1 protein-coding gene is annotated in these 973 nt (G+C 58.2%); it reads right to left on the bottom strand.

Translation table 11 applies throughout. The features are described from left to right. The coding region (locus NW838_RS04500) for a type II secretion system protein J (protein ID WP_414427576.1) at nucleotides 1-937 on the bottom strand (937 nt) is incomplete at its 3' end. Between the last annotated feature and the right edge of the window lie 36 nt (nucleotides 938-973).

Genomic DNA, 973 nt, shown 5'->3' with positions numbered 1-973 from the left:
GGCTTTGCCGCACGCAGACGTAGAAGCCCACGTCGTTTTGGTTATTTCCCAACCCCGACAAGGTGAATCCGTTTGGTCTGCCGCCGCCAAAGGCATAGCCCTGCGGGCAAGCGGGTGCAACCTGCGGACTTCCCTCCCGGCTGCTGAAGATGTTGGAGACCAAAGTTGTCAGGCGGGGGCCATCTGCCCTGCCGGCAATGGGGATTTGGCGCGCTCGAGCTTGCTCGGAAGGCCAAGCAAGGAATCCATCTCGGAACGGATCGGGATCCTCAACAAAGAACGGGCTGCGACCGGCGCAGTTGTTTTGACCCTGAATGTTGAAGGGTCGCAATTCAAAACGGTCGATCCGCGCGTTGCCCTCCCAGGGAGTTGTTGAACCATCCTCCAAGTTGCCAGCGTCGTTGTAGTTGCGGCGCAGGTAGTACACAACCAAGGTGTAGATGCCGCGGCGGCTGACAAGAGTGTCCCAATCCGCATTTCTATCGTTCTGATCGAGCGGAAACTCGCGAGGTGGCTGGTTTGGTAGGGTAGCATTGCCTCTTCGAATATCTTGCAAGGTGGGGTTGCCCTCGTAGCATCCCTGCGGGATCGGCTCCAACTTCCAAAAGGCAACAACCGGGATAGCGCCCGCGGGTTGGCGGATCCAGCCGGGGGTGTAAAGCCGCTGGATAACATCCGGGATCCCGTCTCCATTGGGTTGTTCGGTGTCGTTGTAAATGTAGAGAGCCTCCGCCAGATCCTGCTGGATATATTCCATGGCTTGGGTCAGCTCCGCCTGCACCTGGGTGCGCCCTGTCTCCTCCCGATCCAGCCGCATCGTCTCGACGACGATCATCCCTGTGGCCAGGAGAAAGATGGAGGCAATCAGCAGCGAGACCAACAACTCAATGAGGGTAAACCCTCTGCTGGCTCGGCGGCGAAAACTCTTGAAAACCATAGGGCAACACCCCCATCTTTCAACAGGTTTGCGGGA

The sequence above is a fragment of the Synechococcus sp. R55.2 genome, from assembly GCF_047462075.1.
Taxonomy (GTDB): Bacteria; Cyanobacteriota; Cyanobacteriia; order Thermostichales; family Thermostichaceae; genus Thermostichus.
This window is presented reverse-complemented; position numbering and strand designations above follow the sequence as displayed.